General features: G+C 68.6%; 17 protein-coding genes (1 of these 17 only partly in view). 9 read left to right on the top strand and 8 right to left on the bottom strand.

Annotated elements, in window-relative coordinates; all coding sequences use genetic code 11:
* Together AC3DE2_RS10775 and AC3DE2_RS10770 are read left to right on the top strand one after the other, a co-directional pair.
* Nucleotides 1-1,084 carry the 3' portion of a peptidoglycan DD-metalloendopeptidase family protein gene (locus AC3DE2_RS10775; RefSeq protein WP_488426136.1) on the top strand. The gene continues 374 nt to the left of window position 1, outside the view, so the window shows 1,084 of its 1,458 coding nt (coding positions 375-1,458); its start codon lies beyond the left edge, outside the window; it ends in the stop codon at nt 1,082-1,084.
* Nucleotides 1,085-1,174: 90 nt separating this feature from the next.
* Complete coding sequence (locus AC3DE2_RS10770; protein ID WP_488426135.1) at nt 1,175-2,317, top strand: anhydro-N-acetylmuramic acid kinase; 1,143 nt, start codon at nt 1,175-1,177, stop codon at nt 2,315-2,317.
* 6 nt (nt 2,318-2,323) lie between these two features.
* On the opposite strand, the gene AC3DE2_RS10765 is transcribed toward AC3DE2_RS10770, so the two are convergent.
* The 3 genes from AC3DE2_RS10765 to AC3DE2_RS10755 are packed head-to-tail and all read right to left on the bottom strand — an operon-like array spanning nt 2,324 to nt 4,680.
* Nucleotides 2,324-2,551, bottom strand: a complete 228-nt coding sequence (locus tag AC3DE2_RS10765) for a hypothetical protein (RefSeq protein ID WP_295375135.1) — start codon at nt 2,549-2,551, stop codon at nt 2,324-2,326.
* A gap of 42 nt (nt 2,552-2,593) precedes the next feature.
* Nucleotides 2,594-3,910: an AmpG family muropeptide MFS transporter gene (locus tag AC3DE2_RS10760; RefSeq protein WP_295375138.1), complete on the bottom strand. Its 1,317-nt coding sequence runs from the start codon at nt 3,908-3,910 to the stop codon at nt 2,594-2,596.
* Nucleotides 3,907-4,680 (bottom strand): exodeoxyribonuclease III, encoded by a 774-nt coding sequence (locus AC3DE2_RS10755; protein WP_295375141.1) that lies wholly within the window; start codon nt 4,678-4,680, stop codon nt 3,907-3,909. The genes AC3DE2_RS10760 and AC3DE2_RS10755 overlap by 4 nt, the downstream gene beginning before the upstream one ends.
* A gap of 112 nt (nt 4,681-4,792) precedes the next feature.
* Here AC3DE2_RS10755 and pyrE point away from each other — a divergent pair, with 112 nt between their 5' ends.
* Nucleotides 4,793-5,467, top strand: a complete 675-nt coding sequence (gene pyrE, locus AC3DE2_RS10750) for an orotate phosphoribosyltransferase (RefSeq protein ID WP_488426134.1) — start codon at nt 4,793-4,795, stop codon at nt 5,465-5,467.
* 19 nt (nt 5,468-5,486) lie between these two features.
* Nucleotides 5,487-6,197, top strand: coding sequence for a hypothetical protein (locus AC3DE2_RS10745; protein ID WP_488426133.1), 711 nt, complete (start codon nt 5,487-5,489; stop codon nt 6,195-6,197).
* Between the two features lie 51 nt (nt 6,198-6,248).
* On the opposite strand, the gene AC3DE2_RS10740 is transcribed toward AC3DE2_RS10745, so the two are convergent.
* From AC3DE2_RS10740 to coaBC, 3 genes are read right to left on the bottom strand one after another with little or no spacing between them, the layout of a single operon-like run.
* Nucleotides 6,249-8,579 carry a phosphomannomutase/phosphoglucomutase gene (locus AC3DE2_RS10740; RefSeq protein WP_295375148.1) on the bottom strand — a complete coding sequence of 777 codons (2,331 nt, stop codon included), beginning with the start codon at nt 8,577-8,579 and terminating at the stop codon, nt 6,249-6,251.
* 16 nt (nt 8,580-8,595) lie between these two features.
* On the bottom strand, nt 8,596-9,066 hold the full coding sequence (gene dut, locus AC3DE2_RS10735; RefSeq protein ID WP_488426132.1) for a dUTP diphosphatase: 471 nt from the start codon (nt 9,064-9,066) through the stop codon (nt 8,596-8,598).
* Nucleotides 9,063-10,289: a bifunctional phosphopantothenoylcysteine decarboxylase/phosphopantothenate--cysteine ligase CoaBC gene (coaBC, locus tag AC3DE2_RS10730; RefSeq protein WP_295375153.1), complete on the bottom strand. Its 1,227-nt coding sequence runs from the start codon at nt 10,287-10,289 to the stop codon at nt 9,063-9,065. The genes dut and coaBC overlap by 4 nt, the downstream gene beginning before the upstream one ends.
* Nucleotides 10,290-10,383: 94 nt before the next feature.
* Here coaBC and radC point away from each other — a divergent pair, with 94 nt between their 5' ends.
* The 4 genes from radC to AC3DE2_RS10710 all read left to right on the top strand — a co-directional run bounded on the left by radC (nt 10,384) and on the right by AC3DE2_RS10710 (nt 14,619).
* Entirely contained in the window at nt 10,384-11,058 is a 675-nt protein-coding gene (gene radC, locus AC3DE2_RS10725; RefSeq protein ID WP_295375255.1) for a RadC family protein, read from the top strand.
* A 128-nt stretch (nt 11,059-11,186) separates the two neighbouring features.
* A complete protein-coding gene (gene argS, locus AC3DE2_RS10720) occupies nt 11,187-12,875 on the top strand; it encodes an arginine--tRNA ligase (RefSeq protein WP_295375155.1) in 1,689 nt (562 codons plus the stop codon).
* A 15-nt stretch (nt 12,876-12,890) separates the two neighbouring features.
* Nucleotides 12,891-13,718 (top strand): SPOR domain-containing protein, encoded by an 828-nt coding sequence (locus tag AC3DE2_RS10715; RefSeq protein ID WP_488426131.1) that lies wholly within the window; start codon nt 12,891-12,893, stop codon nt 13,716-13,718.
* A 151-nt stretch (nt 13,719-13,869) separates the two neighbouring features.
* Nucleotides 13,870-14,619, top strand: coding sequence for an SDR family NAD(P)-dependent oxidoreductase (locus tag AC3DE2_RS10710; protein WP_295375159.1), 750 nt, complete (start codon nt 13,870-13,872; stop codon nt 14,617-14,619).
* Between the two features lie 103 nt (nt 14,620-14,722).
* On the opposite strand, the gene speA is transcribed toward AC3DE2_RS10710, so the two are convergent.
* Complete coding sequence (gene speA / locus AC3DE2_RS10705; RefSeq protein ID WP_295375162.1) at nt 14,723-16,615, bottom strand: arginine decarboxylase; 1,893 nt, start codon at nt 16,613-16,615, stop codon at nt 14,723-14,725.
* 62 nt (nt 16,616-16,677) lie between these two features.
* Nucleotides 16,678-18,474: a M48 family metalloprotease gene (locus AC3DE2_RS10700; RefSeq protein WP_488426130.1), complete on the bottom strand. Its 1,797-nt coding sequence runs from the start codon at nt 18,472-18,474 to the stop codon at nt 16,678-16,680.
* A 139-nt stretch (nt 18,475-18,613) separates the two neighbouring features.
* Here AC3DE2_RS10700 and speE point away from each other — a divergent pair, with 139 nt between their 5' ends.
* Nucleotides 18,614-19,462 (top strand): polyamine aminopropyltransferase, encoded by an 849-nt coding sequence (speE, locus tag AC3DE2_RS10695; protein ID WP_295375168.1) that lies wholly within the window; start codon nt 18,614-18,616, stop codon nt 19,460-19,462.

The following is a 19,462-nucleotide window of genomic DNA, read 5'->3' as shown; positions in this document are numbered from 1 at the left end:
GCACACGCTGCTGGAGAACGCCGACGCCAAGCGGGCGCTGACCCGCCTCAAGCCCGGAACCGAGCTCGCGTTCGATCTCCCGGTGAGCGGCGAGCTGCGTACCCTGCGTTATGACCGCGATCCGCAGCACCGGATCGAGCTCAGCCTCGAGGGCGACAAGGTCACCGAGAAAGTGATCGCGCGCGAAACCACCACGCGCACCGTGGTGTTGAGCGGCAAGGTCGGCCGTTCGCTCAACCGTTCGGCGCGCAAGGCCGGCCTGACCGCAGCCAACATCAACTCGTTGACCGACGACATCTTCAAGTACGACATCGACTTCAACTCCGACCTCGGCCCGGAGGATCGCTTCAGCGTGGTGGTCGAGCAGACCTGGCGCGAGGGCGAACTGATCAGCACCGGGCCGGTGCAGGCCGCGACTTTCACCGTCGACGGCAAGCTGCACTCGGGCTTCCGCTTCTCCCGCCCGGGCAGCAAGCCGGAGTACTTCACCGCAGCCGGCCGGCCGCTGAAGAAGAGCTTCATCCGCATGCCGATTCCGTACGCGCGCCTGAGCTCCAAGTTCGGCGCCCGCCGCCACCCGGTGCTGGGCACGATGCGCATGCACAAGGGCGTGGACTACGCCGCGGGGACCGGCACGCCGATCATGGCCGCCGGCGACGCGCGCGTGCAGTTCGCGGGCTGGCAGAACGGCTACGGCCGGGTCGTGATCCTGGATCATGGCCGTGGCCACACCACGCTGTACGGCCACATGTCGCGGCTGGGCAAGATCAAGGTCGGCCAGCGTGTCGCCCAGGGCACGGTGATCGGCTACGTCGGTTCCACCGGCCTGGCCACCGGCCCTCACCTCCACTACGAATTCCGCATCAACGGCGTGCACCGCAATCCACTGTCGGTGACGATGCCGCCGCCGGAACCACTGGGTGGCGCGCAACTGGCGTCGTTCCGTACCTACACCGCCAATGCGCTGGCACGCATCCGCACGGTGGAGAACATCATCTACGCCGACGTTTCCCCGGCCGAACCGGCCAAGGAAACCCAGGTCGCCGAAGCCAGGAAGCCGGCCGGCAAGTCCAAGAAGGGCTGAGCCACCTCGCGGCTCCCGCTCCGCGGCGGGAGCCGATGGCGTACCCTCCGGTGCGCCCGCGCCCACGCGCATTCCCACACGGATTCCCGCATGTCCCCTGCCGCACCGGCGTCTCCGGCGCTTTTCCTGGGTCTGATCTCCGGCACCAGCGCCGACGGCATCGATGCCGCGCTGGTGCGCTTCGAAGGAAGCGGCGCCAGCCTGCGCTGCGAACTCCTGCGCGGTGGCACCTATTGCTGGGATGAAGCCACGCGCGCCTCGCTGATCGCCCTGGGCCAGGGCGGCGACGCGCCTTCGCTGGACGAAGTGGGTCGCCTGGATGCCCTCACCGGCCACCGTTTCGCCGAAGCCGCGCTGCGCCTGCTCGATGAAGCCGGCGTCGCCGCGCGGGACGTGCGTGCGATCGGTTCGCATGGACAGACCATTCGCCATCGTCCGCACGCCGATCCACCCTTCACCTGGCAGATTGGCGACGGCAACGTGATCGCCGAGCGCAGCGGCATCGACACGGTGGCCGATTTCCGGCGTCGCGACGTCGCCGCCGGCGGCCATGGCGCGCCGCTGATGCCGGCCTTCCATGCCGCGTTGCTGGGTTCACCGGACGAGGATCGGGCGGTGCTGAACCTGGGCGGCATCGGCAACTTCACCCTGCTCCCCCGTGCCGGCGGCCCGCCGGTACGCGGCTTCGATACCGGCCCGGCCAATGCGCTGATGGATGCCTGGTGCGAACGCCATACCGGTGCGGGCTTCGATGCCGGCGGCGCTTTCGCCGCCCAGGGAAAACCCGACCCGGTCCTGCTGGCCCGACTGCGGGAAGAGCCCTGGTTCGCTCTTCCGCCGCCCAAGAGCACCGGGCGCGAACAATTCCACCTGGCCTGGCTGGAAGCGCGGCTGGGCGCCGACGCGGCATCGCCGGCGGACGTGCAGGCGACCCTGCTGGAGTTGACCGCGGCGACGGTGGCCGACGCGCTGCGCGCCACCCAGCCCGACACACGACGGGTGCTGGTCTGTGGCGGCGGCGTGCACAACGCGCAACTGATGGCGCGGCTGGCGGCCTGGATGCCGCGGGCGCGGGTCGAATCCACCGCCGCGCACGGGCTGGATCCGGATTTCGTGGAAGCGATGGGGTTTGCCTGGCTGGCGCGGGAAACCCTGGCCGGCCGGCCCGGCAACCTGCCCGCGGTCACCGGTGCGAAGGGGCCGCGGGTGCTGGGGACGATCTTCCCCGCCTGATCCGGCTCAGAACCCCTTGCCGGCCGGTACGTCCCGCAGGGCGTTGATGGCCGCGGTCAACGCGTCCACCTCGCCATCGTCAAAGCCACTGCGGACCTCGACTTCGCAATGGAACAGGCCCTGTTCGATCAGGTTGAACAGGGTGTCATGCATGTTCCAGCCGCGGGCAACGGCGATCCGCCGGATCCGTTCGGCCAGCAGCGGGTCGATGTCCTTCAGCACGATGTCGGTCATGTCTCATCTCCCCTGTCCCGCACCGCACCCCGCGGGGAGTGCTCAGGATGAAGCCGCGTTACCCTCATTCTCACGGATATGCCTCCACAACCAGGCCAGCAGCAGCAAGGTCGGAATGACCGTGAGCGCACTCATCAGGAAGAAGGCACTGTAGGAACTGGCCTCCACCACGTATCCGGAAACACCCCCGATGAACTTGCCGGGCAGGTTCGCCAGCGACACCAGCAAGGCGTACTGCGTAGCGGTGAAGTTGCGATTGGTCAGGGATGACATGAACGCCACCAGCACCGTGCCGGCGAATCCCTGCGACAGGTTGTCGGCGGTGATGGCCGCGTAGAACGCCCAGATCTCGGAAGGATGCTGGGCCATCAGCAGGAAGGCGATGTTCGAGCAGGCCACCGCCACCGCGGCAATCGCCAGCATCCAGCGGAAACCGAACGCGGCCACGCAGACGCCGCCCAGGAACGCCCCGGCGATGCCGGTCCAGACGCCATAGAGCTTGGACACCGTGGCGATGTCGGATTTGCTGTAGCCGGAGTCGAGATAGAAGGGCCCGGCCATCACCCCGATGACCTGGTCCGGAAACTTGAACAGGCCGACGAACAGCAACAGCACCACGCCCAGTTTCAGGCCGTTGGTCTGGAAAAAGCTGACGAAGGGCTGCCAGAACGCGCCGATGAAATCGATGCGGCGGGTGACCGCGGCCGCGGGTGCGATCGGTTCGCGGCTGAAAAGCGTGGCCAGGATCGGCAGCAGCATCAGCGCGGTCATCGCCAGATAGGCATGCTTCCAGCCGCTATATTCGGCGATGTAGAGCGCACCGGCGCCAGCCAGGATCAGGCCGATCCGGTAGCCCAGCGTATAGGTGGCGGCGAGCGCGGCCTGCGCTTCGGCCGGAGCGATCTCGATGCGGTAGGCGTCGACGACCGAATCCTGGGTCGCACCGGCGAACGATGCGAACAGCACCCATCCCACCAGCGCGCTCACGCCGAGCTCGGGCCGGGTGAAGGCCAGCGCGAACAGCCCTGCCGCCACGCCCACCTGCGCCACCAGCAACCAGGATCGCCGTCGCCCGAGGAACGCGGTCAGCGGAAAGGCGAAGCGATCCACCAGCGGCGCCCACAGGAACTTGAGCAGGTAGAAGAAGCTGGCGAGGCTGATCAGGCCGATGCTGCCCAGATCCAGCCCCACGTCGCGCAGGCGGGTGCTGAGCGTGGCCGAGGCAATCAGCAGGAACGGCAGGCCGCTGCCGAAACCGAGCAGCAGCATGGTGAAGGCGGCCGGCGTGGCGAACGCCCGCCGGATACCGGACCAGCCCTTGTAGGACACGGGTGGCTTGGCCGCCGCGGGCGCGCTCATCCCGCGTAGTCCACCGTGAACGGCGCGTGGTCGGAGAACCAGCTGTCGCGGTAGATCGCGCAGCGCTGCAGGCGGTCACGCAGCGACGGGGTGGTGAACTGGTAATCGATGCGCCACCCCACGTTGTTGGCGCGCGCGCCGCCGCGGTTGCTCCACCAGGTATAGTCCTGGCCTTCCGGGTGCAGGCTGCGGTAGGCGTCGACCCAGCCGCCGTCATCCATGCACATGCCGTTGAGCCAGTCGCGTTCGGCCGGCAGGCAGCCGGAGTTCTTCTGGTTGCTGGTCCAGTTCTTGATGTCCAGGCGCGTGCGCACGATGTTCCAGTCACCGCACAGCACGTAGTCGCGTCCGCTGCGGCGCCACTCGTCCAGGATCGGCGCCAGCCAGTCCATCACCCTGAACTTGAAGCCCTGCCGCAGTTCGCCGGAGGAACCGGAGGGGATGTAGAAGGAGACCACGCTGAGGTTGCCGTAACGTGCCTCCAGGTAGCGGCCTTCCTCGTCGAACTCGTCCCAGCCCAGCGCGGTGCGCACTTCGTCCGGTTCGCGCCGGCTGTAGATCGCCACCCCGCTGTAGCCCTTCTTGGTGGTGGCGTCGCGGAACCAGGCCTTGTAGCCCTCGGGCAGGAACGCCGGACCGCTCAGCTGGTGTTCCTGCGCCTTGGTTTCCTGCACGCACAGGACGTCGGCGTCCTGCTGGCCGAACCATTCGAAGAAGCCCTTGTTGGCGGCCGAACGCAGGCCGTTGGCGTTGAAACTGATGATGCGCATGTGAAAACCGGTTCGCGGAACGGGAAGGGAGTCGCAAGAGCGTACCGCATGCGTGGAGGCCGGTGGCATGGAACGGCTATGCTTTCCACCTCGCCCGCCGAATGCACCGCCCATGTCCGATCACCGCGCCCGCTTCCTCCAGCTCGCCCTGCACGCGCAGGCCCTGCGCTTCGGCGAGTTCACCCTCAAGTCCGGCCGGCTCAGTCCCTATTTCTTCAATGCCGGGCGATTCGACAGCGGCGCGCGGCTGGCCGAGCTGGCGGCATGCTACGCCGACGCGGTGGATGCGGCCGGCCTGGCGTTCGACCTGCTGTTCGGACCAGCCTACAAGGGCATCCCGCTGGCGACCGCGGTGGGCTGCGAGTACGCGCGCCGCGGCCGCGACGTGCCGCTGGCGTTCAACCGCAAGGAAGCCAAGGACCATGGCGAGGGTGGCCTGCTGATCGGCGCGCCGCTGGACGGTCGCGAGGTGCTCATCGTGGACGACGTCATCACCGCGGGCACCGCCATCCGCGAGGCGCTGGGCCTGATCCGGGCCGGTGGCGGCCGTCCCGCCGGCATCGTGGTGGCATTGGATCGCCAGGAAGTGCTGACCGAGCCGGGCGCCGACGGTGGTCCGCGCCTGTCCGCCGCCCAGGCGGTGGCCGCCGAAACCGGGGTACCGGTGGTGGCCGTGGCCAATCTGCATGATCTGCTTGATTTCGCGGGGGAAAGCGCGGAACTTGTCCATCACCGCGAAGACCTGCTCGCCTACCGGGCGCGCTATGGCAGCGGTTCGTCGGACTGACGGCAGCAGGGGGCTGCACATGCGGAATTCCATTCTCTGGCTGGCACTGCCGGCGGGCCTGATGGTCGTGGCGATGGCCGGCGCGCAGGAAAAGAAGGCGGCCACCAAGAAACTGTATTGCTGGAACGAGAACGGCCAGCGCGTGTGCAGCGACGCCTTGCCGGCCGAGGCGGTGACGCGTGCGCGCGAGGAAATCAACGCCGCCAGCGGCCTGCGTACCGCCGAAGTGGATCGGGCGCTGACCGAAGAGGAACGCGCGCAGGCCGAGGCCGCCAAGCTGCAAGCGCAATTGGACGAAGCGGCACAGGAAACCCGCCGCCGTACCGAACAGGCGATGCTGCTTTCCTATCGCAGCGAGGAGGAGCTGCGACGGGTGTTCAACGAGCGCATCGCAATCGTCGACAACAACATCCGCACCGCGCGCTACAACGTGGTGAGCCTGCGCGACGGCCTGGTGACCCTGCTGCAGACGGCCGGCGATCGGGAACTGGCCGGACAGGCGGTGGCCGCGGAAGCGACCGCCAGCATCCGCAGCCGGCACGCGGACCTGATGCGCCAGCGCCAGTTGCAGGCCAGCTTCGAGCGCCAGCGCGCGGAGCTGGACGTGGAAATCTCCGACATCCTGCTGCGCTATCGGCAGATGAAAGGGCCAGCCGCCGTGGACGGGACGACCGCTCCCGGTAACCAGGCCATGCCGAACGCCGCGCCTCCCGGGTCCGGCTCGCGCTGAGCATCGGCGCCCCGCGCACGGAGACCGTGCGCGGGACAGCCGCCTTGCCGGTCAGAAGGTCGCGGTGAGTTCCGGCGCCACCAGCGCCAGATGGGCGCGGAATACATCCTTGATGCGGGCCAGCGCCGCGTCGTTGTCGGCCTCGAACCGCAACACCAGGATCGGCGTGGTGTTGGAGGCGCGCAGCAGGCCCCAGCCATCGTCCCAATCCGCGCGCAGGCCGTCGATGGTCGCCACCCGGGCGCCGTCGAACCGCGCCGTCTCGACAAAGCGCTGGACCACTGCATGCGGCGTTTCCGCCTCCACCGGCACCTTGATCTCCGGAGTGGCGATGCCGTCCGGCAACGCCGACAACACGTCCGATGGGGCCTCCCCGCGCAGGGCCAGGATCTCCAGCAGCCGGGCGGCCGAATACAGGCCGTCGTCGAAACCGTACCAGCGCTCCTGGAAGAAGAAGTGGCCGCTCATCTCGCCAGCCAGTTCGGCGCCGGTCTCGCGCATCTTGGCCTTGATCAGCGAGTGCCCGGTCTTCCACATCAGCGGCGTGCCGCCATTCCGCAGGACCCACGACTGCAGTTTTCCGGTGCACTTCACGTCGTAGATGATCATCGCGCCGGGATTGCGCTCCAGCACGTCCGCGGCGAACAGCATCAGCAGGCGATCGGGGAAGATGACCGCGCCATCCCGGGTCACCACGCCGAGTCGGTCGCCGTCGCCATCGAAGGCCAGGCCCAGGTCGGCGTCGAAGCGCTTGACCATCTGGATCAAGTCTTCCAGGTTGTGCGGTTCGCTGGGATCGGGGTGATGATTCGGGAAGGTGCCATCCACTTCGCAGTACAGCGGGATGACATCGGCGCCAATCGACTCCAGCAGGCGCGGCGCGATATCGCCGGCCACGCCGTTGCCGGCATCCACCACGACTTTCAGCGGGCGCTCCAACTGGACGTCGTCGGCGATCCGCTGGATGTAGTCGGCGGCGATATCGCGCTCCTGCGCGTCGCCCGGAATGGTCGCTTCATGCAGCCGGCCATCGCGGATGCGTTCGTACAGATCGGTGATGGTGTCGCCGGACAGGGTTTCGCCACCGACCACGATCTTGAAACCGTTGTAGTCCGGCGGGTTGTGGCTGCCGGTGACCGCGACGCAACTGCCGGCACGCAGTTGGTAGGCGCCGAAATACGCGACCGGGGTCGGCACCATGCCGATGTCGATGACATTGCGACCGGCGCGGCGCAGGCCGGCGATCAGGCCCGCCACCAGTTCCGGGCCGGAAAGCCGGCCATCGCGACCGACCACGATGTCGGTCAGGTCCTGTTCCTGCATCACGCTGCCGATGGCCTGGCCGATGCATTCGGCCACATCCGCATTGAGGGTTTTGCCGACGATGCCGCGGATGTCGTACGCGCGGAAGATGCCGGGATCGACGTCCACGGGAATGCGTTCTCTGCTCATGCTGCCTGTCTGTGGGGAGGAAAGGGGTGCTCTCGTCGCCACCGGCAACGGATCCCGCTCCAGGGCCTGGCCCAGGGTGGGTTCGTCGTCCCCGGTGGTGACCGCCTCGCCTCCCCGCAAGGCCGGAATCTTCAAACCGCCGCGCGCGGCCAACCAGGCCGCGATCGCCAGCAGCGCCGCCAGCACGGCACCGATGGAACTTCCCACTGCGCCGAGCCCGAACGGACCGGATGCGCTGTCGGGTTGCGCCGCAGCCACGCGCAGGCCGGTCTTGCCCACCGCGTGCGCCATCACCTCGGCACCGTCGGCCAGTTGCGTGCTGCCGCGCTCGACCACGTTGAAACTGCCCTGCCGCAGTGCCAGGTAGGTCCCTGGCGGCAATGGCACACCGTCGAAACCCGAGGTCAGCCGGGCCAGCGGCAGGCGCGCGTACACCACGCCTTGGGGCACGTCGACCGCCAGGCCGAAGACCGGCTTGCCGCCATCGCGAACCACGCGTGCGACCACCGCCTGTCCCTGCTGCGCCGCTTCCAGCAAGGCCAGCCGGCTGTACCCGAACGTGGCGGGGTCGGCATAGGCCTGGCCGAGATCGCGCGGCATGAGCTCCACGTGTTCAGCGTCCGCCCATCCATGCCGGATCGCCTGGGCGGCCGCCGCCGGATCGCCGCTGGCCAGGGCGGTCTTCACCGCATCGGTGGACATCCGTCGGGTCAGCTGCGCGACCTGATCGCGATAGGCCGATTCCAGCGCGGCCACCCCGGCATCGCGGGCCCGCTGCAGGGCTTCGCCGCGGTCGGCGTCGCGCCACTGGCGTACGCCGTTCCAGCCCAGCCAGGCGGCCAGCAGGATGCCCAGCAGGGCAAGCCCGGGCAGGGCCCGCGAAAGGTCGCCCAGCGGCAACCGACGTCCACCTTCGCTCGATCCGCTCATCCGTGCCCGTCCCCTGTCAGCGCAACCCGGTATGGCCGAAACCGCCGGCCCCCCGGGCGCTGTCGGCAAATGCATCCACGACCTGGAAGCTTACGCGCACGATGGGCAGCACGACCAACTGGGCGATGCGATCGCCGGGCTGGATGGTGAAGGCCTCGTGACCCCGGTTCCAGACGCTGATCAGCAGCGGCCCCTGGTAGTCGGCGTCGATCAGGCCGGTGCCATTGCCCAGCACGATGCCGTGCCGGTGGCCCAGCCCGGAACGCGGCAACACCACCGCGCACAGGTGCGGGTCCGACAGGTGCACAGCGATGCCGCTGGGGACCAGTGCGGCGTCGCCGGGCTGCAGGGTGAGCGTGGCGTCGAGCGCCGCGCGCAGATCGACGCCGGCGCTGGCCTCGGTCGCATAGGCGGGCAACGGCCACTCGTCGCCGAACCGGGGGTCCAGCAGCTTCAGTTCCACGGATTGCGTGCCAGCCGGGCTCATGCGTTCAGTCGCTCCACGATCAGATCCATCAGGGCATCGGCCAGCCGGGTCTTGGGGGCCGAGGCGAACTCCCGTTCCCCGTCCTTCCAGTAGGCGGTCAGCGCGTTCTGGTCGCTCTCGAATCCGCCTTCGGCGATGCCGACGCGGTTGGCGATGATCATGTCCAGGCGCTTGGCCTTCAGTTTGCCGCGCGCGTAGTGCTCGACGTTTTCGGTCTCCGCGGCAAAGCCCACCACCAGCTTCAGGGCCTGGGTCTGCGCGGCCACCTCGGCCAGGATGTCCGGGGTGCGCACCAAATCCAGTTCCAGCTTCTCGCCGGTCTTCTTGATCTTGTTGGGGACCGCGACCCGCGGGGCGTAGTCGGCCACCGCCGCGGCGCCGATGTAGATGTCGGCCGGCAACGCCGCGAGCACGGCCTCGCGCATCTGCGCGGCCGAGCGCACGTCCACCCGGCTCACCCCTGCGGGCGTCGGCAGATGCACCGGCCCGGCCACCAGCACCACCTCGGCGCCGCGCCGGGCCGCGCTGGCGGCCACCGCGAATCCCATCTTGCCGCTGCTGCGGTTGCCCAGGTAGCGCACCGGATCCAGGTCTTCGTAGGTCGGTCCGGCGCTGACGACGACGCGCATGCCGGCCAGATCGCGGGCCGCGGCCGTCGCCGCATGGCCCCCGGCCAGCGTGGCGACGATGTCCCCGGGTTCGCTCAGGCGGCCCGGTCCGGATTCCCCCTCGGCCAGCGGACCGTCCTCCGGACCGATGATCTGCACGCCGCGCTCGCGCAGCACGGCGAGATTGGCCGCCGTGGCCGGGTGTTGCCACATGCGGTGGTTCATCGCCGGCGCGACCGTGATCGGCGCGGTGGTCGCCAGGCACAGCGTGGTGACCAGGTCATTGGCGAAGCCATGGGCCAGACGCGCCAGCAGATCCGCGGTGGCTGGCGCCACCACGATGCGGTCGGCCCAGCGCGCGAGTTCGATGTGGCCCATCGCCGCCTCGGCGGCGCTGTCCCAGAGGCTGGTCCGGACCGGATGCCCGGATAGGGCCTGGAAACTCAGTGTGGTGACGAACTGCTGGGCGCCGTCGGTCATGGCGACCTGCACCTCGGCGCCGGCGTCGCGCAGCCGCCGCACCAGTTCCAGCGACTTGTACGCGGCGATGCCGCCGCCCACGCATACCAACAGGCGCTGGCCGTGCAGCGGCCGTGGCTCGAGACTTCCGGTCACGTCGGGTTTCCTACAGACGAACAGGGGATTAGCTTACCCGATGGCCCCGCCAAGCCTGATGGCGGTGGTTGCGCGTCCGCGGCATCGTGGCCATATGCACATCCGAGACTGGCCCGTCCACGAGCGCCCCCGTGAAAAGCTTTTCACCCGGGGACCCGCCGCCCTCTCCGACGCCGAGCTGCTGGCGCTGTTCCTGGGTTCGGGCATGCGCGGGCAGGACGCGGTCGCCACCGCGCGCGAACTGCTTTCTTCCCACGGTCCGCTGCGGCGCCTGCTCGACCGGCCGCCCGCGGAGCTGGTCGCCCTGCCCGGCCTGGGGCCGGCCCGGGCCAGCCGGATGGCCGGCGCGCTGGAAATCGGCCGCCGCCACCTGGCCGCGGATCTGGAACGCGGCGAACAGCTGACCGACCCGACGATGGCCGGGCGCTACTTCAGCCAGCGCCTGCGCGCGCACGACCACGAGGTGTTCGCGGCCCTGTTCCTGGATGTGCGCCATCGCGCGCTGGCCTTCGAGGAACTGTTCCGCGGCACCCTGGACAGCGCCGAGGTGCATCCGCGGGAGGTGGTCAGGCGGGCGCTGGCCCACAACGCCGCGGCGGTGATCATCGGCCACAACCACCCGTCCGGGCACAGCGCGCCCTCCGAGGCGGATCGCCTGATCACGCTGCGCTTGCGGGATGCCCTGTCGCTGATGGATATCCGGCTGCTGGATCACTTCGTGGTCGGCGACGGTCCTCCCACCTCGCTGGCTGCGCGCGGCTGGCTCTAACCACCTCGGCATTTCCGGGGAACCCGTGGGGTTGCGGCGGCGGTTGCGGGAGCACCGTTCAGGCCACGCCGGACGGCCTCGCCGGTTCCGCGTAAAATGCCCGGTCCCGCAACATCCGCAGACCCTCCGTGAAAGCCTCCCTACGCGCCTTGATCGCCCAGGGCATCGATGCCCTGCGCCAGGCCGGCACCCTGCCGGCCGATGCCGCCACACCGGATTTCGTGGTCGAGCGCCCCAAGACCCGAGAGCACGGTGATTTCGCCACCAACGCCGCGATGCTGCTGGCCAAGACCGCGCGCAGCAATCCGCGCGCCATCGCCACCGCCCTGGTCGCCGCGCTGCCGGCGAGCGATGACGTTGCCAGGGTGGAGATCGCCGGTCCGGGCTTCATCAATTTCCATCTCACCGCCGCCGCCTACCAGCGCGAGGTCGCCACCGCCCTGCGCCAGGGCGCGGCTTACGGCAGCAACCACAGCGGCGCCGGCCGGATGGTCGGGGTGGAATACGTCTCGGCCAATCCCACCGGGCCGCTGCACGTCGGCCATGGCCGTGCCGGCGCGATTGGCGACTGCATCGCCCGTGTCCTGGCCGCCAACGGCTGGAACACCCGCCGCGAGTTCTACTACAACGACGCCGGCGTGCAGATCGACAACCTGGCCAGGTCCACCCAGGCGCGCGCCAAGGGCCTGACCCCGGACAGCGAAGGCTGGCCGGAGGACGGCTATCGCGGCGACTACATCGCCGACGTCGCCCAGGCCTACCTGGACGGCGACACGGTCGAGTTCGAGAACCACGTGGTCGTGGGCGGCAAGGATCCGGACGACCTGGACGCCATCCGCCAGTTCGCCGTGGCCTACCTGCGCCGCGAGCAGAACCTGGACCTGGCCGCGTTCGGCGTCTCGTTCGACGTCTATTTCCTGGAAAGCTCGCTGTACGCCGACCACAAGGTCGAGGAGACGGTGAACAAGCTGGTCGCCTCCGGGCATACCTACGAGGAAGGCGGCGCGCTGTGGCTGAAGTCCACCGACTTCGGCGACGACAAGGACCGGGTGATGCGCAAGTCCGACGGCACCTACACCTATTTCGTGCCGGACGTGGCCTACCACCTGAGCAAGTGGCAGCGTGGCTATGGCCGCGCGATCACCGAGCTGGGCGCCGACCATCATGGCTCGCTGGCGCGGGTTCGCGCCGGCCTGCAGGCACTGAACGAAGGCATCCCCGCCGGCTATCCCGAATACGTGCTGCACCAGATGGTCACCGTGATGCGCGGCGGCGAGGAAGTGAAGCTTTCCAAGCGCGCCGGCAGCTATTTCACCCTGCGGGATCTGATCGAGGAAGCCGGGCGCGATGCCACGCGCTGGTTCCTGATCGCGCGCAAGCCCGATTCGCAACTGACCTTCGACATCGATCTGGCCCGCCAGCAGAGCAACGACAACCCGGTGTTCTACGTGCAGTACGCGCATGCCCGCGTGTGCAGCCTGCATCGCCAGGCCGCCGAAAAAGGCTACGCCTACGACCAGGCCAATGGCCTGGCCCACCTGGCCCGCCTGGACGACGAACTGTCGCTGGCGTTGATGGTGGAGCTGTCGCGTTATCCGGAGGTGGTGGAAAACGCAGGCGAGTCGCTGGAGCCGCACGCGATTGCGCAATACCTGCGCGAGTTGGCCTATGCTTTCCACACGTGGTATGCCGGCACGCCGGTGTTGATCGAGGATGCCGACGCGCGCGACGCGCGACTGGCGCTGGCCTCGGCCGTGCGGCTGGCGCTGGCCAACGGCATGGATCTGTTGGGCGTCAGCGCGCCCGAGAAAATGTAACCGGAGATTTTTTGAATGGCGGCACGTCGCGGCAAGAGTCAGGCCACCCGTAATTCCAGCCATGCCACCCCGGCCTGGGTGTGGCTGCTGCTGGGCCTGCTGATCGGCCTGGCGATCTATTTCATCGCCCCGGGCCTGATGAAGAAGGACGGCGACGGCTTCTTCCGCCCGCAACCCAATCCGGACGCGCAGCCCGCGCCGGTGGCCTCCGCCGATGTCGAGGCAGTGGTGCCCGAATCGGCGGGCGGCCCGTCCAGCGCCGCGCCCACCGCCGCTGGCGGTGCCGACGCACAGACACCGGCCAAGGAACCCCAATACGACTTCTACACCCTGCTGCCCGGCAAGGAAGTGCAGATGTCCGACGCGGAGCTGGCCGCCAGCGCGCGCGAGGAAGCCGCACGCAAGGCGCGCGAGGAGAAGGCCGCAGCTTCGGCCGCCGCGACACCCGCCACCGGCACGACGGCGGTGACCGGCGCCGCGCCGGGCGCGTTGCCGCGTCCCATCGATGAAGCGCCCGCGGCATCCGCGACGCCGGTCACCTCGCCCGCCGCCGCTTCGACGCCCAAGCCCGTGGCGGCTACGCCGCGCAGCGTGGCCGACGCGGACACCACCGCGCGCTACATCCTGCAGGCCGGCGCGTTCGGCGCCTCCGGCGATGCCGAGGCGACCAAGGCCAAGATCGCCCTGTTGGGCCTGAGCGCCCGCGTCGAATCCGCGCAGATCGGCGGCAAGACCGTCTATCGCGTGCGCATGGGACCCTACGGCACCGCCAGCGAACTGGCCGAAGCCAAGCAGAAGCTGGCCAGCGGCGGCCTGCCCGCCATGGCCATCAAGGCCCAGTGATCGCGCCGGACTCCCGCGAACACGGAGGAGTCCGCATGCCGCATCCCGTTTCACTCTCCACCCGCCACGCGCAGCCCGCGTGGCGGGTTTTTCATTGCAGTCCCATCCACACGCCGCGTTCCCCGCCGCGCCACTGATCCAAGGAGCCCCCATGACCCGAACCGTCCTCATCACCGGAGCGACTTCCGGTTTTGGCGCCGCCGCCGTGCGCCGTTTCGCCGCTGACGGCTGGCGGGTGATCGCCACCGGCAGGCGGGCGGACCGCCTGCAGGCGCTGGTGGATGAACTGGGCGGCGAGCGCGTGCACGCGGCGGCCTTCGACATCCGCGACGAAGCGGCGATGGACGCGGCATTGGCGGCGTTGCCCGAGGCCTTTCGCGGCATCGATCTGCTGATCAACAACGCCGGGCTCGCACTGGGCACCGCGCCGGCGCAGTCGGCCGTTCTGGACGACTGGCGCACCATGATCGCCACCAACATCGGCGCGCTGGTCACGCTGACCCAGCGCCTGCTGCCCGCGCTGATCGCGCGCAAGGGCGCGATCATCAACATCAGTTCGATCGCCGGCACCTATCCCTATCCCGGCGGGAATGTCTACGGCGGCACCAAGGCCTTCGTCACCCAGTTCTCGCTGGGACTGCGTTCGGATCTGCACGGCACCGGCGTGCGGGTGACCTCGATCGAACCGGGCATGGCCGAAACCGAATTCACCCTGGTGCGCACGCATGGCGACCAGGCCGCATCGGACAAGCTCTATGACGGCGCGCAGCCGATGACCGCCGGGGACATCGCCGAAACCCTGTTCTGGGTCGCCACATTGCCGCCGCACCTGAACATCAATCGCCTGGAGCTGATGCCGGTGACGCAGTCGTTCGCGGGATTCCAGATACATCGGGGGTGAGGGTTTCGCGCGGTCCTTGATGGCCGCGGCGTGCCCATCTGCTCGCCCCCATCCGCCCTACGGGCACCTTCCCCCGCAAGCGGGGGAAGGGACAGGGTTGGCCTTATGCCAGCGGTTCGTCCGACAGGTAGGTGTAGCCGGTCAGGCCGGCTTCCAGTGCATCGGACAACGCCGCCGCTTCTTCCTGCGGCAAGCCGGCCTCGGCGACGCGGGTACGGTACGCGGTGCGCAGGTCGTCGAGCCTGTAACCCACGTAGTCCAGCATCACGTCGGTGGTGTCGCCACGGCGCTGCTGGGTGAGCAGGTAGCCGGTGCCGGTATCGGCACTGACTTCCACCGCATCGGTGTCGCCGAACAGGTTGTGGATGTCGCCGAGGATTTCCTGGTACGCGCCGACCAGGAAGATGCCCAACCGATAGCTCTCGCCGGACTTGAGCGAATGCAGCGGCAGCGAGGTGTCCAGGCCTTCGTTCTCGACGTAGGTCTCGACCATGCCGTCCGAGTCGCAGGTCATGTCGGCGATCACGCCGCGGCGATCCGGCGTCTCGTCCAGGCGCTCGATCGGCAGGATCGGGAACACCTGGTCGATCGCCCACACGTCCGGAATCGACTCGAACACGCTGAAGTTGACGAAGTACTTGTCCACCAGCCGCTCGTTCAGTTCATCCAGCAGATCCCGATGGCTGCGTTCGTCGCTGCTCAGGCGGCCACGCACCGCGTGGGCGATGGCGTAGAACAGATCGTCGATGCGCGCGCGGTGGACCAGATCCAGCTGGCCCAGCGCATACAGCGACAGGCCCTCGCTGTGGTGGTGCTGGGCCTCGTGGAACAGCTCCACCGCCGGGCGCTCGTCGAGTTCGGCATGGATCTCGCGCAGATGGCGGATCACCGCCGGTTCGTCGTCATGCGCCGGCGGCACCCGGCCTTCCGGCGCTTGCTCGACTTCGGCCACGTTGACCACCAGCACCGCGTGGTGCGCGGTCATCGCGCGGCCGCACTCGGTGACGATGCGCGGCGGCGTCAGCCCGTGCTGCTCGCAGGCGTCGGCCAACGGCTGCACGATGTTGCTGGCGTACTGGTTCAGGCCGTAGTTGATCGAACAGTAACTGCGCGAACGGGTGCCTTCGTAGTCGATGCCCAGGCCGCCGCCGACGTCGACATGGCTGATGGTCGCGCCCAGCTTGGACAGTTCGACGAAATAGCGGGTCGCCTCGCGCATGCCGTTGGCGATGTCGCGGACATTGGAGATCTGCGAGCCCATGTGGAAATGCAGCAGGCCCAGGCAATCCTGCAACCCGGCATCGCGCAGGTACTTCCACAGGTCCAGCACCTGGCGCGGCGAGAGGCCGAACTTGGCCTTGTCGCCGCCGCTGTTCTGCCACTTGCCCGCGCCCAGCGTCGCCAGGCGCATGCGCACGCCCAGGCCCGGCTTGACGCCCAGCTTGCGCGCTTCCTCGATGACCAGCGGCAGCTCGGAGGGCTTCTCCACCACGATGAAGGTCTGCAGGCCCAGCTTGCGGCCGATCAGGGCCAGGCGGATGTATTCGCGATCCTTGTAGCCGTTGCAGACGATGAGCCCGCCCGGGCGCGACAGCGCCAGCACCGCCATCAGTTCCGGCTTGCTGCCGGCTTCCAGGCCGAAGCCCTCGCCGGCATGCGAGGCCAGCGTGCCGGCGACGCCGCGATGCTGGTTGACCTTGATCGGATACACGGCGGTGTAGCCGCCCCGGTAGTCCCAGTCGGCCTGCGCCTGCGCGAAGGCGGCCTGCAGCTTGCCCAGGCGGTCGCCCAGGATGTCCGGGAAACGCACCAGCAGCGGCAGCTTGGCGCCATTGGCGCGGGCGGCGTCGACCACCTCCGGCAGCGGGATGACCGGTCCGCCCTCGCCCTTGGGCGAGACCACGATGCGGCCGGCGGCATCCACGTCGAAATACCCTTCCGCCCAGTGCGGGATGGAATAGGTCTTGCGGGCTTGGTCGGTGGACCACTCGCTCATCGCGGCAACTCGGGCAATCCAGAAGGGGCGTGCATTCTAACGCCCCTGCCGGTTCCTTCCGGTTACCGCCGGTAGAACGGCTCGCCCGCCCGCGCGCGCAGGCGCGGCAGCAACGGCGTGCGCCCGGTGGTGGTCAGCACGGTGAACATGCCCGGCAGTGTCAACTGTGCGGTCAGGCGCGGTATCGCCGCTTGCTCGCTGGCGACCGAGCCGCCCCATTCCAGCAGCAGCAGGTAATGCGGCAGCACCGACAGACCCGACGCCTTCTGGCGTACCAGCCAGGCGCTGACCACGCGCGGATGGCTCGCCAGCACCCTGCGGACCGCCTGCAACGAAACGTCTTCCAGCGCATGGGGCTGGAAATCGTCGTCGCCGGGCGGCGGCGCATCCGTTTGCTGGCCAAACGTCCGGTGAAGCTGCCGGGCCGCGGCATGCAGGCCGTCAGGTTCCGGCGTGGCCGGCAGATGGTCGTGCAGTTCGCGCAGCAACGACGGTGCCAAGGACGGCATCAGCCGCATCGCGCGTTCCAGATGTTCCAGGCCCTCTTCACCCTGTCCCTGGCGCAGCAGGAGGATGCCCAGGCGCGCGTGTCCCGTCGCGTGCGATGGCCGTTGCCGCACGCCCTCGCGATAGATCGGCACCGCATCCGTGGCGGGCCGGTGCTCTTCCAGCAGCGCCGCGTACTCCAGCCATTCGTCCGGCGTCCGGGTATCGGACTCGGCCAGTACCTGGAGACGACGCTCGGCCTCCTGGGCGGCGCGATGGCGCGCTTCCCAACCGGGCCTTGCCGCTTCCAGCCATTCCCGGCTGAACCGCTGTTCCAGCCGATCCAGCAGCGCCTCGCCCAGCATCGACGGAGCCGCCGCCGGTCCGGGGCGCCCCAACGACCTGTCCAGGTCCACGCCGAGCGCCGCGAAGCGCTGCGCCAGACCGGGGTGGGTGTCCTCCGGTTCGGGCCGCTCCTTGCGCACCCACGCCGGCACCGTGTCCTGGTGTTCACGCCAATCGGCAAGCGCCCGGGCCAGTTGAAGGTGGACCTGCGCCGGCGGATGCGACTGGATATGCGCGGGCCGCAGGAGATCCGGCCAGAACCGGCGCTCAAGCCAATCCATCGCCAGATGCACCCGCGCGAGCGCGGTGGCCGCCGGCACAGTGCCCGCCACCCGCGCGGCCAAGGCGTCGGCGGCGTATTCCTGCCGGCGGACCAGCACCATGCTGCGTTCCTCGAACCGTGGCGCGTACCAACGGAAAAACCAGAAAAACAGCTGCGAAGTGCTTCCCGCGGAAAACCCGTCCAGCAGGCGCCGCCAGCTGACGCGCACGCGATAGATCCAGCCGCCGAAGCGACCATGCCCGCCATGGAAATGACCGAATTCGTGGGCGATCACCGACGCCAGTTCATGGCGGTCGAGCAATCGCAACAAGGGCAGTCCGATGACGAGATAGTGACGTTGCCGCAGTCCGAACCCGTCGGGGACATGGGCCGCGGCGGCGTTGAGGCTGGCGTCGATGACAATCCCGTGCAATCGCTGCGCCCCGACCTCGCGACGGATTCGCTCGACCTCCTCGCGCAGCACGGGCGCTTCGCCGGGCTCCAACGAGTGGCCCTCGGGAGGACTGGAGCGGAACCACAGCGCGCGCAACAGGGTGACCGCCAGCATGCCCAGCAGGATGATCGGAAACGCGATCCGCCAATCCTCCAGCGGCCGGGAAACGGCCAGCACGATCAAGCTGATGCACAGGCCCGCGGCGACGACCAGGCCACTTGCCAGGACCACGTATCCCAGCGCCGCCCACAGCGCCAGCCTGGCCCGATAGGCGCCCGGCGCATCCTCGTACTGCTTTTCCAGTCGCTCCATCCGCGATCGGCGGTCCCGTTCCGCATCCATTCCCTGCATTCCCCTTTGTTCGGTACCCCGATGCTAAGCCAGGCGCGGGCGGCCCATCACCCCGGTTCCGGTACAATCTGCGCCCCCTGAACGCTGGATCGCCGCCGCAATGACGAACGACAACTGGTACATCGAACACTTCCAGCCCACCGGCTCGGCCATCGGTTACCGCATCACCGGCAAGCTGGACGAGGTGCAGTCGCCGTTCCAGAAAATCGAGATCTACGACACCACCGACTGGGGCAAGTTGATGATCATCGACGGCGCGGTGATGCTGACCACGCGCGACAATTTCTTCTATCACGAGATGATCAGCCATCCGGCGCTGTTCACCCATGCCGCGCCCAAGCGCGTGGTGATCATCGGCGGCGGCGACTGCGGCACCCTGCGCGAAGTGCTCAAGCACCCGGGCGTGGAAAGCGCCACCCAGTGCGATATCGACGAACAGGTCACCCGCATGTCGGAGAAGTACTTCCCCGAGTTGTGCGAATCCAACGGCGACCCGCGCGCCGAACTGCTGTTCGACGACGGCGTGGCCTACATGGCCAATTGCCCGGCCGGCAGCGTGGACATCGTGATCGTCGATTCCACCGATCCGGTCGGCCCGGCCGAGGGCCTGTTCAACAAGGCCTTCTATGAAAGCTGCTTCCGCGCGCTGAAGGACGACGGCATCCTGGTGCAGCAGTCCGAATCCCCGCTGGCCCTGCTGGATCTGATCAAGGAAATGCGCGGCGAGATGGGCAAGGCCGGCTTCACCACCTTCAAGACCCTGCCGTTCCCGCAGCCGTGCTATCCGACCGGCTGGTGGAGCGTGACCATGGCGCGCAAGTCCGGCGGTTTCGATTTCCGCCGGCAGGATGCGGCCAACAAGGGTTTCGACACGCTGTACTACAGCGCGCACCTGCATACCGGCGCGCTGGTCGCACCGCCGTTCGTGGCCAGGGCGCTGGGCGAGTAA

It is taken from the genome of Pseudoxanthomonas sp. 68-E7, from assembly GCF_057773145.1.
Note: the sequence above shows the minus strand (reverse complement) of the source record. Positions and strands in the feature narration are given on the sequence as shown.

What these genes read in the sequence shown, in the direction of transcription:
- AC3DE2_RS10715 (WP_488426131.1), top strand. Translation starts at nt 12,891, where the DNA reads ATGGCGGCACGTCGCGGCAAGAGTCAGGCCACCCGTAATTCCAGCCAT.
- AC3DE2_RS10700 (WP_488426130.1), bottom strand. Translation starts at nt 18,474, where the DNA reads ATGGAGCGACTGGAAAAGCAGTACGAGGATGCGCCGGGCGCCTATCGG.
- AC3DE2_RS10755 (WP_295375141.1), bottom strand. Translation starts at nt 4,680, where the DNA reads ATGCGCATCATCAGTTTCAACGCCAACGGCCTGCGTTCGGCCGCCAAC.
- AC3DE2_RS10760 (WP_295375138.1), bottom strand. Translation starts at nt 3,910, where the DNA reads ATGAGCGCGCCCGCGGCGGCCAAGCCACCCGTGTCCTACAAGGGCTGG.
- speE (WP_295375168.1), top strand. Translation starts at nt 18,614, where the DNA reads ATGACGAACGACAACTGGTACATCGAACACTTCCAGCCCACCGGCTCG.
- speA (WP_295375162.1), bottom strand. Translation starts at nt 16,615, where the DNA reads ATGAGCGAGTGGTCCACCGACCAAGCCCGCAAGACCTATTCCATCCCG.
- AC3DE2_RS10745 (WP_488426133.1), top strand. Translation starts at nt 5,487, where the DNA reads ATGCGGAATTCCATTCTCTGGCTGGCACTGCCGGCGGGCCTGATGGTC.
- AC3DE2_RS10740 (WP_295375148.1), bottom strand. Translation starts at nt 8,579, where the DNA reads ATGAGCGGATCGAGCGAAGGTGGACGTCGGTTGCCGCTGGGCGACCTT.
- dut (WP_488426132.1), bottom strand. Translation starts at nt 9,066, where the DNA reads ATGAGCCCGGCTGGCACGCAATCCGTGGAACTGAAGCTGCTGGACCCC.
- AC3DE2_RS10765 (WP_295375135.1), bottom strand. Translation starts at nt 2,551, where the DNA reads ATGACCGACATCGTGCTGAAGGACATCGACCCGCTGCTGGCCGAACGG.
- AC3DE2_RS10770 (WP_488426135.1), top strand. Translation starts at nt 1,175, where the DNA reads ATGTCCCCTGCCGCACCGGCGTCTCCGGCGCTTTTCCTGGGTCTGATC.
- pyrE (WP_488426134.1), top strand. Translation starts at nt 4,793, where the DNA reads ATGTCCGATCACCGCGCCCGCTTCCTCCAGCTCGCCCTGCACGCGCAG.
- radC (WP_295375255.1), top strand. Translation starts at nt 10,384, where the DNA reads ATGCACATCCGAGACTGGCCCGTCCACGAGCGCCCCCGTGAAAAGCTT.
- AC3DE2_RS10710 (WP_295375159.1), top strand. Translation starts at nt 13,870, where the DNA reads ATGACCCGAACCGTCCTCATCACCGGAGCGACTTCCGGTTTTGGCGCC.